We start from the raw sequence: 18,216 nt of genomic DNA, 5'->3' as shown, positions 1-18,216 counted from the left end.
GGGTCAGGCCTTCGGGTGGTCGGTGCCGGATGCCGCGGACTCGTCGGTCTCGGCCGCGGCGGGCTCGGTGTCGGTTCCGGGCGTCTCGGTCGCCGTGACGGCGGCGGATGCCTCAGCGGCCTCGGCAGCCTCGTCGCTCGTGGTCTCGGCGGATGCCGCGGCGGGCACGGTGGCGGCAGCGGCCCCGTCACGCGCCGGAAGATCCGCTGCGGCATCCGTGTCGTCGGCGTCGTCGTACTCGTCGAACTCGTCGACCTCGACGAGCGCGACCGGCGCTGCGGCGGCGAGGGCCTCGCGCGCCACGACCGAGGCGTGGCGGTTGCGCGCGTGCACTGCCAGAGCGACGAGCACGCCGACGATGCCGGCGATGAGCAGCATGCCGCCGATCGTGGACTGCGTCTGCAGGTCGAGGTAGGTGAGGTAGTCGGATCCGCCGGTGTTGTAGAAGTCGGCCTGGCCCGCGTTGCCCGCGCGGAGCTGCCAGTAGCCGATCGCGCCGACCGCAATCGAGGCGACCCACAGCACGATGAGCGGGATGTTCAGGGCGAGGCGGCGAGGGGTGGCGTCAGGCAAGGTGTCCTCCGGGGATCGGTCCGCGCGGGCGCGGGCATTCGACGATCGAATGCATGGGTCGTGCCGAGCCTATGCCCGAACCCTATGCGCGGGGTATGTCCCGGCGATGCATCGGCTGGGCGGTTCCCGGCTCGGCCTCGTGCGCAGCGGGGGCCCGCGCGTGCACGAGCACGCCTCCGGATGCCGCTATGATGGTCGAGTTGCCTTCCGAGGAATCGGTCGGCATCGGGCTGTGGCGCAGCTTGGTAGCGCACTTGACTGGGGGTCAAGGGGTCGCAGGTTCAAATCCTGTCAGCCCGACCATATTGAGGATGTTCCAACCTTTGGACAAAGGGACCTCCTCGGAGGCCGAAAGAGAGCCCCTCGCAGAAATGCGGGGGGCTCTCTTCGTTTTGGGAGCAGCGTTTGCCTCGGGGAGAGGTGGCGCTGCGCATTCCACTGGTGGAGTGCGTCGTTCACGTCCGTGCGCTCGCCGTCGATGACGAGGCCCCGTGTTCGTGCACCGCCTTCATCTGTGGCGCACGCACTACAAGACCGATGACCCCGACACCGCCGCGGAGGTATTCAACCTCCGACCCGACGCCTACCTCTGGGCCAGCTCACTACGCCGTGACCGCGGCGTGATCACGACTGTCAAGACCATTGAGCTCCCACCGCGGTTCTAGCGCCGTCCTGCTATTGGGCCCGAGCAGCGTCCGCGCCGTCGTTGACGAGGTCGACGCGCGGAAGCGGAACCATCAGACGTGGGCAGAACTCACGGCCACCAGAGCGTCTCTCGGACTTCTCGAGCCCGATGCATAAGAGGTTGCCGGGTCGTGGCCCTTGATGCTCGGAGAGTGGGCTGCCTCCGGCCAGCGCCGCCATGCGTGGTTGAAGGCGAACTCGAGCGGAATCTTCGCGCTGGTGACCGCGTCTACCTCCTGAGCGAGCCCGGTGAGTGCCACGTCTCCCCACTTCCCCATGGGCAGATGAGCTCGGCGTACCCCTGCATGCGCCCGAGGTCAGATCCGGTGTACTTCACGCAGTCATGCGTGTTGTTGTCTCCGTCGTGGTACCACCCCGCGACCGGGCAGGTGGCGAGCCCGTTGTCCGCAGTTGTTGGGTAGCCCGTGATTGCCATCGCGCGGGTGTCACCTCGCTCACAGCTCCTCCAGACCAGATTGGCGTTGTACGTCAGATGGCCCGTGCCTGTCGGTGACTTATCGAACGTGGCATTGGACGGGTAGGCAGCGATCGCGACCGGGAAGGTCGAGGCCTGACACATCCAGTCAACGAACGCCTCCGCCTCCGCCTGACTTCGAAGTGGTGAGTTATTGGTGCTCACGGAATCGGTGAGGGCTAGCGCATTGGTGCTGCCCAGCAGCACACCCGCCATCAGGGATGCCGCAATGACGAGTACGAAGAAGGCAAGCGCCGTTTTCACCGCGCCGCTCCTGCGGACGGCGCGGCTTCAGCCTCCCGAAGTGCCTCGGACGCTTCCCGTCGCAGCGTGTCACGGTACGTGCCGTCATGCTCGGCCTGGTCAATGTCGACACCCTGCTTCGCGGCCAGGTCGAGTTCGTTGAGCCAGTTCAGGGCCAGACGGTGGGCGCCTTGCGCTCTTGCGTAATCGAGCACGACGTAGACCCTTGCGACATCGTCGTCTGTCCAATCGGCGGTCGGAACTTGGTACAGCTCGGTCTGCGCGCTGTGGAACGCGCGTTCGTCTGAGCTGGCCTCGGACTCGGCGTCGTCGGAGCGTACAGCCGAGGGCTTGCCTTGCTGCTCGAGGAAGAAGTAGACGCCGAATCCGACGCCGCCGTGCACAAGGAGAGCTATGCCGATAATCGCGGCCTGACGAGACGTCAGCCCCAAGCGGCGTCTCGGTAAGGGGCCAGCCGTTCGAAGGGGCGCGCTTCGATACTCATTGTCTTCTGGGTCCTGCATATCTTTGCGCATGACTATGAAGCGTGAGCGTAATGATGACAAGAGTTTGGGCGTTGTAGAAATCGCCACGGCGGCTGTGGACAGCGTTGTCATTCTGGCGGCTCCCTGGGATGTCACCCTCAGGTCAGCCTCTCGTTGAGTGGTGGATGGGCTCACGCGGTTCTCCGTGCAAGCTCGACACCCCTCAACAAGACCCTCTGTTTTAGGAAGCCCCGCGACGAAACGGTCGGCGCCTACTGATCTGTTCGGTACATCGGCGGCGCGTCGTGATATGTCTCGTCCTGCTGATGGTTGTACTGGTGCACGAGGCGCGGTTCGCTGCTGTAGTGGGCGTCGGTGTAGTCCGGGGTGCACGCGGGCCAGCCAGCTCCCTCAACTTGCGTCGCGACGCAGTCCCAAGCGACCCCGGCTGGGAAGTATTCCAGCAGCATGGTGCCCGCCACACTGCAACTGTCACCAAGATCCGGCTGCAGGCAGATGACGAAGGTCGTTGTGCCGGGAGTCGAAGCGTCTGGATATGACTCGTCGACGAACGCTTGTGGGTACTTCGCCAACGTCTCGGCGGCGTCGAAGCACTCCTGCTCGCCGGTTCGAGTGCACCACTTCCCGCTGAGGTCGGCCGGAAGTCCCGGCAGGATTGGTGCCGGCGGGCTGATGTAGATCGAGTAGCCATTCGGGTTGAGTGCCGTGTCGGCCGCGGCGCCGAGGCCGTTCAGTGCGGTGCGGACGCCCGCGATGAGCCACGACAGGCTGCCGGCAACGGTCGTTCCCCGGAAGGCGAGCCCGGCGTTTTTCAGGGCGTCGTCCATGCAGCCCAATGTCGTCCCGACCGCGTCGGAAAAGTAGTCGGAGGCTTGCGTCGCCGTTTCGATGTCCGAGGTCGCCATACTGCTGAAGCCAGTTAGGCAGGACTCCCACTCGAAAAGGTCCGCCACCTTCTCCACGGACATGTCGGCTTTCCCGGCGTACTTCAACACCTCCAACACAGTGTCAACGGCGTACTGCGCCGCGGTCACGAGGTACCCCGCCACGGATGGCTTGAGACGAACACCCATCTCCTGGCTGCCGTCGACGCTGTATTGGATCGTGCTGCCCGGCCCGACGAGTGTCACCGTGTTCTGGGGGAGTGAAGGCGTCTCCTTGATCAGGTTGCTCAGCATGCCGAGCAGGTCCGTTGCACCCGCGTCGGTCACAGCGAGCCCTGGGGTGTGCTCAGCGGCCACCGTGTAGCCGCGTCCGTTCACAACCGTCAACCCCGCCCCGCCGCTCGAGCCTTGCCCGAGGCACCAGTACACCCGATCGCCGCTGTCGGATGAGATTTCGTAGCCCGCAGTCCGCACCGCGTCTTCGCCGTCACAGGTGGGCGGCTTGCCCGCATCCTGATAGATGAAATCGAGGCCGGCGCGCGCCTTCTCCATCAGGTCGTCCCACCACATGGTGAACCAGTTCGAGAAGTGCGTCGTCGTGACGACGATGCCTGCGTCATCCGCGACGACGTCCTCCGCCGCTTCGTAGGTCTCACCATCGGAGGTCGATGCCACCAGCGGCAGCGGCTCGCCGTCTTCGAAGGCGTGCTTGAAGCGGAGGGTGGCCGGCCCGATGAGCTCGGCGCCGCCAGCCAGCTCGACGCTCCACCCCTCGACGCCCTGGGCACCTTCGGTGGGCTTGGCGACGAGCGTCCCCTCACCCTTGATCGAGGACCCCGGTACTTCGACCACCAGCTCGCCGTCGGAGCCTGCCGTGACGGTCGCGTCTTGACCGGCGCGGACGTCGACGCTGCCCGTGCCACTGGCCTCCGCTGGTGAGCACGCGACGAGAAGCGCAGCGGTCACGACGGCGGCCACGACGGCAGCCAGCATTCGATCACGTGAACACCCCATGTGCATCCCCCCAGATGTCCGCGGCTTTGGACCATAGTGGCGGATCCGTAGTGCCGCGCACGGGAGTGACGCAACATTTCTTAGGCCACGATGATCACGTTGTGGTGCATGGCAAGCCGCGGCGCGCGCACGAGTCGCTGAAGTGAAGAGGCGGGCGGCTGCCGGGGCGGATTCTGAATCGGCCCTCTATCGCCGATCATCATGTCCGGCTCGCCGGGCACAACTTCACGCCCAACACCCGAGTGGAGATCGGCCTCCGATCCGAGGCGTTGCCTCGTTAGCTAGGCACTGCCTTCCTGACTGGTGCGCAGGGCTGTCCTGCGGGACGTTTGCCAGCGCCAGAACGCGGCAATCGTCTCCCTCCACAGCCCGATCACCGGGACGACGAAGCCGCCCAAGATTCCCGCGAGCACACCCCAGAAGAAGCCACTTCGGTCGGCATCTCGCTGGTCCCGAGTGTCCGTGATCATGCCGGAGGCAGTCAGCATTGTGCGGTAATTCTCGACCCAGGTCAACGGTTGACGCGCAACCGGTTCAACGGACAGAGACTCGAGCTGGTCCGTGGGGGAGAGCCACTGGTACTCGACGACAGGCGTGATCGGATCCGGCACATAGAGCGGACCGACGTCGTCGATGATGATGTTCATCTCATCGCCTACCGTCTCGGGAATGTAGGTCGTCCCGACGGTCGGAAGCTGGAATACCTCGGTGTCACCTGCGCCGACGAGCGTGTCCGCATTCGCGGTCAGATCAATCCACGCCAGTCCCTCGTTCACCCCGATCGGCTGCAAGAGGCCAGAGACGACAATGAGGTCTTCCTTCAACTCATCCGAAGCGTAGGCAGACTCAGGTGATCCTCGTGTCAGCACGCAGTCGAACTCCGGAGCGAGGCTCACGACGATCGTCAGGCAGTCGTTTGCTGACGATTCGCGATCGCTTGCGTCCGGAAAGACATCCTGGGGGAGTGCGGATCCGCCGAGTGCGACGTAGAAGCGGGGCGGATCGTTCGGGTCGAAGTTCTCCGCAGTGACGTTGATGACATACGAATCGGATGCGTAGTCCCCCTCCTCATGGCTCTCTGGCTCGGAAGTCACCTCCACGTGGAGGCTCGCCGTTACATCAGGCCTGTCGAAGTACAGGTAGATCGAACCGGTGGGTGGTGGATCTCCAATCGTTGGCAAAGTCTCGTCGTATCTCGCAAAGAGCCAGGTACCGGAAAGAAGGAGCGCGATCAGACCGCAGATCGCAATGCCCAGTCGCAAGATCGGGAATCGTGGCACCACTGTTGGCTCCGCTACCTCGGTAGGCGCCGCTGAAGACGTCCCTGGCAGAAGCAGCCGCGCGATCGATAACAGCAACAGCCCGCGCAGGAGCCGGGAGATTCGCGTGGGCACAGGGTTGAAGATAGTGGACACGAGGCGCCGCACCCGCGTGACTGAACGTGTCGTCGCATCCGCCGTCGAAGTATTGTGCCAACATGACACAAGACCTCGAGATCACCAAGCGGTTCGCGAAGGCGCTTACGAACTACCAGGCCGTGCTCGACGAACAAGGCAAAATGTTCGCCACTCGCGACCCACGGGACCTCGGCGAAGCAGACGCGGAAGTCCGCGCGGCGCTGAAAGCGCTCATCGACGACCTCGACTGAAGCGGTCGACGTCCCGCGGATCGGTTAGCGCGCCCGATACCGGAACTTGCAAGAGCCAGGGGATGCCTCGTGCCTCTACCTTCCCTGCGCCTGTCTGCTCAGACTGAGCCTCCAACGCATCAATAATGACGCCCGTGCATTCCTGCCCCAACGTCTGAAGGAGCCATCGGCAGTACCGCCCGTAGACGCTGGCTAAATCCCTGGATAGGCCCGTCATGAGTGCTCTTGATGCGTTCAAAGAGCTCCCAACCGCTTGCGGGATCTTCCCCTGCGGCGGCGAGGATCTTTCGTTCAAAATCCGCCCACTGCCGTTGTGCTTCGCGTAGTTGTTAGAGTGTCGCAGCGGACGCCTTGGTTCGCTGCATAGCTAGAGTGGCGGCCCCGTCGACGTGGAATTGTTGGCGGTACCGTTCCAAGTCCAGCCGGATGAACTGCCGTCCGCGTAATTCTCGAGTAGAGATCCTGCTGTCACCATTACGTTGCTCATACGAATGACGTCACCAGCCACCGCGCCATTGGGACCGTAGAAGACAACTCGCGCCTTAGTGGAGCCAGTTGGGGCAACATCCGTTCGGCTCCACCGGGCCCAGTTTCCGTTCGTCGGGGTGACGTAGCCACTCACTGTATTGCTGTCCGTCTGAACGCCAGCGGCGTCGTAGAAGCGAGTGATGATGCCAAACGGCTGTGGGGTCGCCATCGTGACCGACCCGTAGAACGACGATGTGTATGTCGTTCCTGCGGTTACCGGAACGTGGACTGGGCTACCTACCAGGCCGTACTCGAGGACGAACGGGCTTGAAGTTCCGCTCTTTGAGCTCTGTACGAACGCCCCTCCCGTGGGGCCGCCCGAAGCGTTGAAGCTCATCGTTGCGAGTGTGGATGTTGCCCAGCCTGCGAGCGATACGGATCCCTTCGGAGACATCGCGAGATTTGTGATCGTAGGGATCACACCATTCACTGCGTGTCCGGCGCATCCACCAGCCACCGGTGTCGTCATCGAGTTCGACGCGAAGTAGCTCTCGTTGCTGCTCGTGGCAGTCAGGCAGAACGTCTTCGGATTGGTGCTGTTGTCGACGCGGTACTGATAACTCGTCGAGCCGGAATCCGTCACGCCAGCGTCGGAGAGCGTCGCTGGGTACGAGTCGGCGTTGGTGATGGCGTAAGCCATCACCTTCTTGGCGACTTGCTGCGCTGCAGATGAAGCTGCTGACGCCGCGGCGCGGTCCTTGATGCCGTTGTAGGCGACGACGGTGATCGTGGCGAGGATCGCGATCACCACGATCACGATGAGCAGCTCGACGATAGTAAAACCTCGGCCCAGACTTCGAACGTCGTCGCCCAGAGAAACTGTGGAGCGATGACGCTCGAAATCCGCGCCGCGAAGTGGCTGGTATTGGAGTTTCGAATGGTTCGTGCGTGATGCCCTGCGTGCCATAACTGCCGATAACTATGAACCATGAGCGCAATCAAGGCAAGGTCGTCGCCGGTGTAGAAATCACAACGGTCTGTGCCTAGTGAGTTTCGCGTTTGCTCTGCCGCGGTTGTCACCCGAATGAGTGATAGTGATCGGGAGTCTGTGGAGGGAGGATTCGGCCAGGGATGCTGTTGTGAATGCGTCACCACGAAGTCGGAGAATTCGAGATAGTGACCGAAGTTTCGGGGGCGAGGCGATGATCAAGATTGGTGGCATCGAGATGTACATGGGGCCGACCGCGCTCGGCGCCCCGGATGATCTCGACGCGGTGATTCAGAAGTTCATTGACGATGCGAAGACCAGGCTGTACGTGGCCGTACAAGAGATCGACTCGGAGCCAATCGCGCGCAAGATTATCGAAGCGAAGCAGCGCGGTGTCATCGTGAGCGTCATCCTCGAGGGTGACTACCTGACCGAGAAGAATGCAGCGAAGAACCCTTGGGACATACTCGGGGGACCACGCGAGAACAACGAAGGCAATCGTCGTATCTTCAACGCCTTCCTTCGGGCCAAGATCCCGACCATCATCGATCTCAACGAGGCGATCTTCCACCAGAAGTTCATGGTGCGTGATCCCGGTTCATCGAACGCTGCCGTTCTGACTGGGTCGACCAACTTCACCCTGACGGACACGGGTAAGAACAACGACGGGCGCGGCAACAACCTCAACCACATCGTCGTGCTTCACGGGAAGACGGCCACCGAGCTGTTCGAGGCGGAGTTTCGCCGGCTGCGCGAGGGCACGTTCGGCGATAAGCACGAACGCGTTGAACCTCGCCCGACGGAGTTCTCACTTGGCAACATGCGAGTCAAGCCACTCTTCGCCCCCCGCCACGGGCCGGAGATGGAAGTGATGAAGCAGATGCTAAAGGCCAAGAAGAGCATCGACTTCGCGATGTTCACGTTCTCCAACACCTCGGGCATCGACGACACGATGCTGCGCTTGGCGAAGTCCACCGCGAAGCTTCGCATCCGTGGTGTCCTGGATCGAGGCCAAGGAGCACAGGATTGGGCTCCGACCAAAGAGCTCAAAGCTGCCGGTGTCGACCTTTACATGAACAAGTCAGGCATCGGGGTTCGGAAGATTCATCACAAGCTGATGGTGATCGATGAGGAGCTGGTGATCGCCGGCAGCTTCAACTACACCGAACCCGCGACGGTATTCAACGACGAGAACATCGTGGTGATGGGCGATGCCGAGGCCATGAAGCCCGGTGTCCTGAATGTGCAGCAGACCCTCGCCGGCTATGCCCTTCAGGAGATCGACCGGATCATCGCGCAGCACTCCGAGCCGGTCTAGGACAGCTCCTGACATTTCGTCACGGGTTATGGGCCGCTCGTGATCGTCACCACGCTAGTTGCGGTTGAGCCCGTGGCGGCGTGAGTCGAGCGCGTCCTTGAAGTGGCTCTCGGCCGCGTCGATGTCTCGGGTCGGTGTGGCGGGATCGAAGACGCGAAGCAGCGAGAAGCGGAAGCTCGATGGGTCGAGTCCACGCAGCTCCACGTTTCCGCCGTGCCCATTTGTCGCGTAGGCGTTCCAGCGCTGCCGGATGCTCTCCTCACCGTCCGCCTTGCCGACGTAGTGCCGTCCGTCGCTGGTGTCCGTGATGAGGTAGATCCCGATGACCGAGGAGAGCGCCGTGCGCCACGATGCGTATCGATGCTCGCGCATCACCGCCTGCAGCTGCGCGTGGCCCAGGACGAGGCGGTCGAAGCCTGGGAACGGGATCGGCTCCGCGTCCGCGATTCCGACGACCGGATACCTCGCAGCAGTGGTGGCGTTCATCCGCCACGTGCGCGGCGACCGCCACTCGATCACGAGGCGGTTGCGAAGGTCTGCCATGTGCTCCGATTCGACCAGGTCGAAGGTCCGCAGCATTCCGTTGCTAGAGATCTCGCCCCGGTTCTCCACGACCCACTAGAGCCTGGCTTGGTCGCCACCTTCACGGATGAAGACGACCCAGAGGCGCGGTGGGTGTGCTGGGAAGCGCATGGTATTCGCGGACTGAGTGCGCGTGTACTCAAGGATCTCCGCGTCGGTGGAGTCTGCGTGGATCCCCGGCAAGCCACTGTCCTCGTGCTCGCGGACGTAGGCGTGGCGGATCACGAGCGCTTGGGAGGGATCGATGCCCGCGTCGATCAGGAGCGGTCCGAGGGTCAAAGGCATGCGTGCATCAGTTCTTCCTGTGCGCCAGTTAGCTGCCTCTCACGCTACTGGTGGCAGGCGATTGACATGCGCCTCCCGCGGGCCGGGCGCGTTCGCATTCCTCGACCTCAAAGCCTGGCTGCCTCGCCGCTGGCTGCTATCTTGTGCGCATGTTGACGGAGATTCTTGTGGTTATGGCGAACGCAGAGGATTCTCCTGAGTGGTACGAGACGTGGGCAGGGATTCTGGCCATCCCCACTGCAATCCTGACTCTCGTCGGTGCTCCAATCCTCATTCGGAAGGCCAATCTCGAAGCACGAAAGACCAAGCTCGAGATCCAGGAGAAGGAGTTGGCGCTATCCACGGCGGCATCGCAAGCCGAAGCGGATCGAGCAGCTAATCCTCAGCAACAGCAGCTTGTGGACCTGGTTGCGACACCGCTTTTCGAAAGCAGGCGCGTACAGGAGATTATTCTACGATTCATCATCCTTTTCCTGGCGTTGCAGGCGTGGAACTTCGCTGAGAGGCTTCTTGACGTCCTTTCGAGCGGATTCGCGCTCATCGCTGGGGGCGCCGGCGAGAGCTTGGCCCTCTACCTCGTCTTCATCGCTCTGCAGCAGCTCCCTTCCGTGGGCTACTACCTGATCGTGCTCGGCCTCGGTGGGCCGCTCCTGATGGACATTCTTGATCACTTCGGGATTACCCCGACTCGGCTCAACTTCTTGCGCCAACCACAATGGTGGCTGTACCTAATCGTCGCCCTCGTCGTTGTGCTCGTGGGAGTATCCAGCCGGTTCGGAAACGTCTAACGCGGGACTATCGTCGCTCGCCTTTCGGCATCGCCACAACTCGTGCCCCGGCTCATCTCGGAGTGGGATCCAGATACGCGACGGGAGCCACGAGATTCCGGTGTATCTCTTCGACCACCCGCAGCTGTGACGCAGGCAGTGTTCGCTGTGTTCGTCACGAACAACACGTGCATATGGGGCTCGACCAAGACGGCACAGTTGACGGACGCTAATTGTCGACCGCAGGTGCATCCCACAAACTTGATGACGCCACCGCTACTTTTATGCCATGGTGTCAGAGCTCGATCGAACCATCCTGGCTCGGGACGTCTACCGTTCGTGGAGGGCGCGCGTTCAGGCAGCGACGGAGTCGGTGCGGGTGTTCACGCCGTACCTCGATCGCCTGCTCGACCGACTGCTCGAGAATGCGACGCTCGGTACCAATGCGCTCTCCGTCGTAACAGACCTATCACCAGCAAGCGGCGCCCTTGACTATCGCGGTCAGCTCATCGGCGTTCGATCGCTTCTCCGGCGCGGCATTGAGGTCCGGTCGATCCCGCGTCTCCATGCAAAGATTCTTGTCTGCGACGGCAAGCTCGCGACCGTCGGGTCGCAGAACTTCACCAGCTATGCCCGTCGAAGCAAGGAGACGACGATCGTCGTCCCGGACGACGTCTCGGACACAGCCTTCGCAGCCACACTCGAGGACTGGTATCAGGCGGCCACTCCCGTCAGCCTCGAGTTCGTGGAGAGTCTCCTCGTTGAGCTTGACGAGGCGACAAGGGTCGCTCGCGAGGCTCGTGAGCGACTGACCGAGGGCTTTGACGAGCACTGGAGCTCCTATCTCCAGACGCTTGAAGCCGAGCGGACGAAGCGGGAGGCGGCCAATCGGCAAAAGCCACTCGCCTTGCAATTAGCGCGTGCCATTCGGAGGAGTACGGACCGGCAAGCGCGCCCGTTCGTTTGGGCCAGGCTTCGACGGGCTGGCGCGTGGGACGAATACGAGACGCTGCTCGCTGACAATGACGCCACGCTCACGACTTGGTTGACGCGTGATGGCAACGGCGGCGTGTCGTATGCCGGACTCAAGCGGCTCAACTTCTACCCCATCATCCTGAACCCGTCAGGGAGGATGGGCTTCGGTCGTGTAGCCCAGACCCGGATCACGTACGTCCGGAGCTCGGTCAAATGGTCGCAGCCACGTGTGCTTTTCGGCCGAAGCTACAACGTGACGGTTCGTTTCCCTAGCGACGATCTTGAGTCCGCGAACGTCTCCATGACACTCGGTATGGCCGGCGAACCTGCGTATGCATCGCTCGAGCTTCGGTTGCGATTCGACGGGTTGGAGGCGACGCTCAACGACTGGGACATCACCACCGACCCACGCGCCCGGGCCTATGCGGAAGATGAGGTCGACGCTCAGGCCAACCGCCTCAAGGCGCTTGTCGATCAGTTGCATGGGCCGACGAGCCTGGCGGCGCTGGTGCGAAGCTCCTTCGCCGCGTTTACATTCAAGGAGCTCGGTCTTGGCAACCGAAATGCCGATGATTTCTTCCCGCGTGGGTGGGTGCGTATCACGAGGATCGATTATGGCGAACGACCAGTGCTCGTCGTGACTGCGAATAAAGGCTGAGCTCGAAAAACGCAAAACGAATCAGTGGAATGCCGTCGGTCGCCGCGACGCTGTCTAATGCCGCGAGTTTCACAAAGAGGTCGACTGTTGTGGAATATACAACGCGAATTGACATTTCAGACCAATTGCTCATACTCAGTCATCCACTCCTCATCGGGCTGCGGTGTAGAGGATCCCATCCCGGGCTCATCCACCGCTTCCGATGAGGAGGCTCACATGAGTGAGAACAGTCCCGCCGCCGGCTCAACGACGGCACCGAGTCAGATCCGCACCCTCGCGGTGCGTATCGCCGACGACCTGCGGGCCCAGCTGGACGTTATCGCCCAACTGAATGACCGCAGCGTCACCGAAGAGATCCGCATCGCCCTCGAGGCCTGGGTCGAGACCAGCAAGTCCGACCCCAAGGTCCTCGAGCGGGCTGAGACGGTTCGAGCCGAGATCGAACGCGAAGCGAAGACCAAGCAGAGCGCGATCGAGGCCATCTTCGGCGGCACCAGCGGCACGAAGGCACCACGTAAGCCCTCGAGCGCCGCCTAACCGGCAACGCTCCCAGCGGGAGTGTGCGGCCACCCGGGGATTCGAGTGCTCCATGCACCGTCCCCGGGCGGCCGCCAAATCACCGATGCCACCTCGTGGCTGCCACGCGGCTTCCTGAGAGAACCCAGCCGGGTTCTCGGCCGCGACAACAGTTAGGAGGTGGGACGGATGGTCAACGGCATCGTCATCCCGATATACGACAACGAACCGATCACGGAGCTCCAAGTTGAAAAGCTCGAGGATTATCAGGCCGTGGTGGGTGGCTGGATCGAACCAGTCGACATCCCCGCGCTCGGCGTGACCATCTACGTGCACGAGGAGGGCCGCCTACTGAACCTGCCCTTCAACTCACGCGCCTCGTTCCTCTGGTGGTACTTCGTTCCCGAAGCTCGCCAGCGGGCAATGCTGGTTGGGCCGGCGCTCTTGGTGGGGTTGCCGAATCGCAGTGGTGAAAGCACCAACGTTCCAGGTTGGGTCGTCGAGCTTCTGACGCGTTCCGGTGTCTGGAGGGTCGAGGTGCTCACGGTCGGCGACCCGAAGTGGTACAGCAATCAGGTCACCTACGACGACTACTTCGAAGCGCTCGTGTGGGCCATGGTCACCTTGGAACGCTGGAGCGCCGCAGAGGACGTTCGTATCGTCCCTGTGTCCGCCGACGAAGTGACTATGGAAGCGGAACCACCCGCTGCCTGAGCTGACCTCAGGTACCAAGGCGGCGACCGCCCGGACTAGAGAACCTCAGAGTCCTCGTCCGGCGTGGTCGCCGCCCTCTTCATTTTTACATCCGACGGTCCTTGGGGCGCCTGCTGGCGCTTCAACGTGAGGCTCCTGGTCTGGGGAGGAATGGCTGCTACTTCACCTTGTGACGACGGAACAGGAGGACGACTCCAACCAGGAGCACAAGCGCCGACGGGACTAGGAGAAGCGTCCCCTGAGTCCAGCCGATGACCGCGCCAAGACGCTAACGTCCTGGGAATGTGTTCCTTGATAGATAAGGAGACTCGAAAAGAGCACCCCAACGACGCCGACTATGAAGATCGCGATGCTTAGCAGTTTCCTGTACATAGCTGCCCCTGACTATGAATCACGGGCGCGATGCAGTAAATACCGTTCTGTTGTGGTTTTCGCAACCCGCAAGGGAGTTCGCTTACCGAACAACAGCAACTATGCACGTACAACGAGCCGGGGCGGCGTGCGCGAGGCTACTCGATGATCTGTGGTTGAGGAGGGAGCGTGCGCTTAGCGGCTGCGGCTTCGCGTGCTTCCTGTAGAAAGACGGCGACGGCTTCTCGCTGGCCGTCATCAAGCTGGTCGGCTCTGCCCTCGAGCATCAGCGAGACCGACTGCTTCAGCTCCGGCGAGAGATCCTCGTCGGTGACTTCGGCGTGCGCAAGGAGCCATCTCTGCTGCGCTACGAAGTCCTCTGCAAGTTTGAGTTGGAGCTGGGCAAGGAGGAGGTCGCTTCTCGTCACGGCAATACCTGGTGCCGCAACCTCAACATCGGCGGCCGTCGACCCCGGCTCTGTCTCCTCGACTACCTCGACCTCGACGACGTTCGCCGCGAGCGCCCTTGCTCTGATCTCAGCACGTACGAGTGCATTGAAGCGCCGTCGTTCGGCGAATTCGCTCAGCTTCGCCTTGGCGGCCGGGAGGGCAACCTCCCTGACCACGGGGACCACGAACTCCCGTATGAGCACGGTGCTTAGCTCGATAATTGCGTCGGCAAGTGCTTGCTGGGCGGGTGAGGGCTCTCGCTGAGGACCGTACGCGGGATCGCCTTGGTACCTCCGGCGAAGTTCCGCTTCGTCGATTGGTCGAGATTCTGTCGGGCCTGCGACGTTCCTGGTGCCTTTGTTGCGGAGGAGGTCGCTCTCGAATGCATCAGACTTCGAGGAGTTGGAGCGATATGTGTCCTTCTTCCGCCGGACGAGACGAATCTCTTCGACGTACTCTTGGTCGCTCATGAGCACCCCGCGACTTGAGCGCGACCGAACTGCCCACTTACGGGCGTGGACAATTCATCAGTAGCCATGACCGCAGTGTACTTGTGGCTCCGGACAGGCGTCTCTCCTCATCGCTTCGGCTGGAGCCTGCGGCGAGCGTTCGTTCAGCAGCAAGACTCCAGGAGCAAACGCTCGCTTACGAGGCCGCCGCGCGATATTGCTCCTGCACGCTGGCAGGGATGCGACCGCGGGCGGGCACGTCTACTCCGTTCGCGGCAGCCCATGCTCGGATGTCGCGCGCATCACTCGTCCGGGATGCGGGGCGCCGCCCGGTACGTACGCTGGTCTTGCGGCCAGCATCGACGTACGACTGCATCGCCTTCCGGAACGCCTTCGCATTGCTCTTTGAGAGGTCGATCTCGTAACTCGTCCCGTCAAATGAGAACGCGAGAGTCTCGATGGCTTCGCTGCCGTCGATGTCGTCAACAAGCGTGACGACGGTCTTCTTTGCCATGATTATTCAACTTTCTGACGCCCAGACACCGCAGGTGAATGGGCATCTCGCAAGGGGTTACCTTTCACGATAGTCCCAACCGCGAAGAATTGCGCGGTGCCGTATCAGGCGGGAACAGCCGATAGGCGCTGGACTTCCGTTGGGGGGCGCGACGCGACACATGTAGCTGAAGCGAATCAAGCGACGAGAGGTGGATTAGGGGGCTGCAGACATAACTAGTGATCGTGGGTGGGCGATGCGGACCAATACTCGCAGGAGGGTGTCTACAGCGCGGGGTTGGTCGAGGTCAGGCAGGTTGGGGAAACCTAAGTCCGCCGCGCGCCGAAGACCAGCTGCCCTGCCAACGACGGAGCAACGGCCTCATGCTTGGCGTCACCCCGAGGACGGCTCGGCGCTTCGACACCCCGCCCTTCCAGACGCCACAGCACGAGGGCGCGACCGCGAGCCCAATCGGGGCCCGCCCTGAGACGCAGCAGCCCGCCGAGGCGTAGCCTGTGCGCATATCGACGCAAGTGGGAGCCATCGTGGCGGAGATAGCAAGAATTCTTCGAGATCTCGCAGGGCTCCAGCCCGCGTTTGAACAGGCGATGGGCCCGGCCTATCAAGATTTTGAGCGACGTCTCGAGTCTCTAATTCGTGAGCTTGAGAGCGATCCGACTCGGTACCCGAGATGGGAGATTCGGGCGCTCATAGAGGAATACCTTCCCGAAGACCTGGCGTGGGATCTCCTCGAGGACACGGTGCCGACGCGAGTCGGGGGAGCCTCGTGACGTCACCTACTTTCCCGGCGTCCCGATGAACTGGGAGGTCGGCGGTCGCACTACCTTGTACCTCATGGCCGATCATGAGCTCGAGGCAATGACGCTTCCCGACCTGCTCTCGCTTTATGGCGCCATTCAGAGGGAGTTTCAACGCCGCGGCGTCTCGCGCACCGCAGGCAGCATCGAGGGCGAGATCGGGGAGCGGTTGGCGCTTATGGTCTACGGCGGCACGCTGCCCCCGCCTGGAACGAAGGCTTATGACCTGATCGATGCCGCCGGCCGAAGGATCCAAGTGAAGACCCGGACCCTGCCGCGGGACGATGACCGGATGTTTCAGTTCCACAGCCTGGACATCGTCGTTGCCATCTGCATCCGGTTTGAGCGTGACACCGGGAAGCTCGACTGGGCACGTGAGTTCTCGATCGCCGAGCTGCGCGAGCTGGTGAGTCCCCACGCCGCCGGCCCACGGCTTTCAATGGCCAGGGCAAGAGTGAACGGTCAGGACGTGACAACCGCGTTCCGCCAAGCCTGGGAGACGCTTAAGGGCCTCGAGGATTGGCGCGGATTGCCAACGATTGCTGCTAACTCCGGACAGGATGAGCCGCCGCCTGAGTCGCAAGTACTTCACAGGAATTCCTGATCATGCGATAATTGCGGCAGCTTGCAGCGTTCGGTCGAGAACTTGAGTCTCCCGCCTGTATCGCGAATCGACATCACCGCCGCGCGCGGCACCCTTGGGCTGTCCCCTGTCGCCGCTACGGTTTGATGCGGAACCACACAACTATTGACCACGCGAATGCGTAGGAGACCCACGAACGATGCCCCCGACCACCAAAGAAGGACAACGAGCCGAGCTGCACAAGACGATCTGGCGGATCGCGAACGATCTGCGAGGGTCCGTGGACGGCTGGGACTTCAAGAGCTACGTGCTCGGCATGCTGTTCTACCGGTTCATCTCCGAGAACCTGACCGCCTACCTCAACGAGCAAGAACGTGAGGCGGGCGAATCGGACTTCGACTACGCCAAGCTCGATGACCCAGCGGCCGAGTTCGGACGCAAGGAAACGGTGGCCGAGAAGGGCTTCTACGTCCTCCCGTCGGAGCTCTTTCGCAATGTGCGGGCACGGGCTAAGAACGATGCCAACCTGAACGAGACGCTGGAGAAGGTCTTCAAGCACATCGAGGGCTCCGCAGTAGGGACGGACAGTGAAGACGACCTTAAAGGCCTCTTCGACGACCTGGACGTCAACAGCTCCAAGCTCGGCAACACGGTCGCCAAGCGCAACGAAAAGCTCGTGAAACTGCTTGATGCGATCGGCGACCTCCCGCTCGGTGACTTCGGCGACAACGCGATCGATCTGTTCGGTGACGCCTACGAGTTCCTGATGACCATGTACGCCTCGCAAGCCGGCAAGTCTGGTGGCGAGTTCTTCACTCCGCAGGAAGTCTCCGAAGTGCTCGCGAAGATTGCAGTCGTCGGAAAGACGCGCGTTAACAAGGTCTATGACCCCGCGGCGGGATCCGGGTCTCTCCTGCTCAAGTTCGCAAAGGTCCTCGGCAAAGAGAACGTCGGCGGGTTCTTCGGTCAGGAGATCAACCTGACCACCTACAACCTCGCTCGGATCAACATGTTCCTGCACGACGTCAACTACGAGAAGTTCGACCTGGCGCACGGTGACACCCTGCTCGACCCTGCGCATTGGGACGACGAGCCGTTCGAGGCGATCGTCTCCAATCCGCCGTACTCGATCAAGTGGGACGGCGACGCCAACCCGCTGCTGATCAACGACCCGCGCTTCGCGCCGGCAGGTGTACTCGCGCCCAAGTCGAAGGCAGACCTCGCCTTCACGCTGCACATTCTCAGCTGGCTGGCCGTCAACGGCACCGCCGCCATCGTCGAGTTCCCAGGTGTGTTGTACCGCGGGGGAGCGGAGCAGAAGATCCGCAAATACCTCATCGACAACAACTACGTCGACGCCGTCATCCAGCTTCCGCCAGACCTCTTCTTCGGCACCAGCATCGCGACCTGCATCATCGTGCTCAAGAAATCGAAGACGGATAACGCGGTGCTTTTCGTGAATGCGTCGAACGAATTCAAACGTGTGGCCAACAAGAACAAGCTCACCCTCGACAATCAGCAGCACATTCTCGGCGCCCTGGAAGACCGTGTGGACGTCGAGCATTTCGCTCGGCTCGTGTCAAACGAAGCCATCCGCGACAACGGATACGGCTTGGGAGTATCCGCTTACGTCGCGACGGAGGACCGTCGAACGGCGCTTGACATCGCCGGCCTGAACGCTGAGATCGAGGAGACTCTTCAGCGTCAGACCGCTCACCGAACTCGTGTCGACGCTGCTGTAGCGAAACTGATCCGGGAGTCACAGTCTGAAGGT

Annotated in this window: 18 protein-coding genes, 1 tRNA gene and 1 pseudogene; 10 read left to right on the top strand and 10 right to left on the bottom strand. The window is 62.1% G+C overall.

The window, feature by feature from the left end:
- Nucleotides 1-3: 3 nt before the first annotated feature.
- Nucleotides 4-573: a hypothetical protein gene (locus tag FYC51_RS18920; protein WP_148735298.1), complete on the bottom strand. Its 570-nt coding sequence runs from the start codon at nt 571-573 to the stop codon at nt 4-6.
- Between the two features lie 226 nt (nt 574-799).
- On the opposite strand from FYC51_RS18920, the gene FYC51_RS18915 reads away from it, so the two are divergent.
- Both FYC51_RS18915 and FYC51_RS19385 read left to right on the top strand, forming a co-directional pair.
- Nucleotides 800-876, top strand: a tRNA-Pro gene (locus tag FYC51_RS18915).
- Nucleotides 877-1,064: 188 nt separating this feature from the next.
- The gene (locus FYC51_RS19385; protein WP_187432733.1) at nt 1,065-1,238 is read left to right on the top strand and encodes a hypothetical protein; all 174 of its coding nucleotides are present in this window, start codon (nt 1,065-1,067) and stop codon (nt 1,236-1,238) included.
- Between the two features lie 248 nt (nt 1,239-1,486).
- Here FYC51_RS19385 and FYC51_RS18910 read toward each other — a convergent pair whose 3' ends face one another.
- The 4 genes from FYC51_RS18910 to FYC51_RS18895 all read right to left on the bottom strand — a co-directional run bounded on the left by FYC51_RS18910 (nt 1,487) and on the right by FYC51_RS18895 (nt 5,773).
- Nucleotides 1,487-1,996 (bottom strand): hypothetical protein, encoded by a 510-nt coding sequence (locus tag FYC51_RS18910; RefSeq protein WP_148735297.1) that lies wholly within the window; start codon nt 1,994-1,996, stop codon nt 1,487-1,489.
- On the bottom strand, nt 1,993-2,427 hold the full coding sequence (locus FYC51_RS18905; protein WP_148735296.1) for a hypothetical protein: 435 nt from the start codon (nt 2,425-2,427) through the stop codon (nt 1,993-1,995). Before FYC51_RS18905 ends, FYC51_RS18910 begins: the two co-directional genes overlap by 4 nt.
- 305 nt (nt 2,428-2,732) lie before the next feature.
- Complete coding sequence (locus FYC51_RS18900; RefSeq protein ID WP_148735295.1) at nt 2,733-4,358, bottom strand: hypothetical protein; 1,626 nt, start codon at nt 4,356-4,358, stop codon at nt 2,733-2,735.
- Between the two features lie 302 nt (nt 4,359-4,660).
- On the bottom strand, nt 4,661-5,773 hold the full coding sequence (locus FYC51_RS18895) for a hypothetical protein (protein WP_148735293.1): 1,113 nt from the start codon (nt 5,771-5,773) through the stop codon (nt 4,661-4,663).
- An 83-nt stretch (nt 5,774-5,856) separates the two neighbouring features.
- Between FYC51_RS18895 and FYC51_RS19380 the strand changes: the two genes are divergently transcribed.
- The gene (locus FYC51_RS19380; protein ID WP_187432732.1) at nt 5,857-6,027 is read left to right on the top strand and encodes a hypothetical protein; all 171 of its coding nucleotides are present in this window, start codon (nt 5,857-5,859) and stop codon (nt 6,025-6,027) included.
- A gap of 367 nt (nt 6,028-6,394) precedes the next feature.
- On the opposite strand, the gene FYC51_RS18890 is transcribed toward FYC51_RS19380, so the two are convergent.
- Nucleotides 6,395-7,462, bottom strand: coding sequence for a type IV pilin protein (locus tag FYC51_RS18890; protein WP_148735291.1), 1,068 nt, complete (start codon nt 7,460-7,462; stop codon nt 6,395-6,397).
- A 235-nt stretch (nt 7,463-7,697) separates the two neighbouring features.
- Here FYC51_RS18890 and FYC51_RS18885 point away from each other — a divergent pair, with 235 nt between their 5' ends.
- Nucleotides 7,698-8,801: a phospholipase D-like domain-containing protein gene (locus FYC51_RS18885; protein ID WP_148735289.1), complete on the top strand. Its 1,104-nt coding sequence runs from the start codon at nt 7,698-7,700 to the stop codon at nt 8,799-8,801.
- A gap of 54 nt (nt 8,802-8,855) precedes the next feature.
- Here the strand turns inward: FYC51_RS18885 and FYC51_RS19700 are convergent, their stop codons facing one another.
- Nucleotides 8,856-9,344 carry a GIY-YIG nuclease family protein gene (locus FYC51_RS19700; protein ID WP_238476459.1) on the bottom strand — a complete coding sequence of 163 codons (489 nt, stop codon included), beginning with the start codon at nt 9,342-9,344 and terminating at the stop codon, nt 8,856-8,858.
- 75 nt (nt 9,345-9,419) lie between these two features.
- Complete coding sequence (locus FYC51_RS19695) at nt 9,420-9,668, bottom strand: hypothetical protein (protein WP_238476458.1); 249 nt, start codon at nt 9,666-9,668, stop codon at nt 9,420-9,422.
- Nucleotides 9,669-9,817: 149 nt separating this feature from the next.
- On the opposite strand from FYC51_RS19695, the gene FYC51_RS18875 reads away from it, so the two are divergent.
- From FYC51_RS18875 to FYC51_RS18860, 4 genes are all read left to right on the top strand, one after another.
- The gene (locus FYC51_RS18875) at nt 9,818-10,456 is read left to right on the top strand and encodes a hypothetical protein (RefSeq protein ID WP_148735287.1); all 639 of its coding nucleotides are present in this window, start codon (nt 9,818-9,820) and stop codon (nt 10,454-10,456) included.
- A 268-nt stretch (nt 10,457-10,724) separates the two neighbouring features.
- Complete coding sequence (locus FYC51_RS18870; protein ID WP_148735285.1) at nt 10,725-12,068, top strand: phospholipase D-like domain-containing protein; 1,344 nt, start codon at nt 10,725-10,727, stop codon at nt 12,066-12,068.
- Nucleotides 12,069-12,284: 216 nt separating this feature from the next.
- Entirely contained in the window at nt 12,285-12,605 is a 321-nt protein-coding gene (locus tag FYC51_RS18865; RefSeq protein WP_148735283.1) for a ribbon-helix-helix domain-containing protein, read from the top strand.
- A 168-nt stretch (nt 12,606-12,773) separates the two neighbouring features.
- Nucleotides 12,774-13,298 (top strand): DUF3846 domain-containing protein, encoded by a 525-nt coding sequence (locus tag FYC51_RS18860; protein ID WP_148735282.1) that lies wholly within the window; start codon nt 12,774-12,776, stop codon nt 13,296-13,298.
- Between the two features lie 509 nt (nt 13,299-13,807).
- On the opposite strand, the gene FYC51_RS18855 is transcribed toward FYC51_RS18860, so the two are convergent.
- Entirely contained in the window at nt 13,808-14,569 is a 762-nt protein-coding gene (locus tag FYC51_RS18855) for a hypothetical protein (protein WP_148735280.1), read from the bottom strand.
- 175 nt (nt 14,570-14,744) lie between these two features.
- The gene (locus tag FYC51_RS18850; protein ID WP_148735278.1) at nt 14,745-15,062 is read right to left on the bottom strand and encodes a histone-like nucleoid-structuring protein Lsr2; all 318 of its coding nucleotides are present in this window, start codon (nt 15,060-15,062) and stop codon (nt 14,745-14,747) included.
- 834 nt (nt 15,063-15,896) lie between these two features.
- Between FYC51_RS18850 and FYC51_RS18845 the strand changes: the two genes are divergently transcribed.
- Entirely contained in the window at nt 15,897-16,463 is a 567-nt protein-coding gene (locus tag FYC51_RS18845) for a DUF6998 domain-containing protein (protein WP_148735276.1), read from the top strand.
- 178 nt (nt 16,464-16,641) lie between these two features.
- A pseudogene (locus FYC51_RS18840) lies at nt 16,642-18,192 on the top strand (type I restriction-modification system subunit M); the annotation flags it as partial.
- Nucleotides 18,193-18,216: the final 24 nt, after the last annotated feature.

Origin of the sequence: Agromyces mariniharenae, assembly GCF_008122505.1 — a bacterium.
GTDB lineage: Bacteria > Actinomycetota > Actinomycetes > Actinomycetales > Microbacteriaceae > Agromyces > Agromyces mariniharenae.
This window is presented reverse-complemented; position numbering and strand designations above follow the sequence as displayed.